This is a genomic window from Gilvimarinus sp. 1_MG-2023 (assembly GCF_030548285.1).
The window spans coordinates 1-250 of sequence record NZ_JAUOSC010001410.1; the positions used below are offsets into that span (position 1 = coordinate 1).

A 250-nucleotide genomic window follows, 5' to 3' on the forward strand; every position below is an offset into this window, starting at 1 on the left:
GTGCCTGGCTCTGCCCGGTCAAACGGGTCGTTGCACTGGCCAGCTCAGCGGCCAGCTGGTGTTGCTGTGCCTGCTTTTGCCGACAGTCCTGCTGATGCTGTTCGATTTCGCTGCGTATCGCCTGTAACAAGCGGTATGGGGTCTGCAGTTGCACCGCCGGTTCGCTGCGCTGCAAGCGTTGTATATCGGACAGGGCGCTGGCCAGATGATCTTCGGCCGCCTGCAGGCGTTCGGCCTGGGTGATCCGCTG

The 250-nt window shown here is 62.8% G+C and carries 1 protein-coding gene; it reads right to left on the reverse strand.

Features of this window, described 5'->3' with window-relative positions; translation table 11 throughout:
* Positions 1-250: hypothetical protein (locus Q4563_RS21480; RefSeq protein WP_303605969.1), on the reverse strand; the 250-nt coding region annotated here is incomplete at both ends.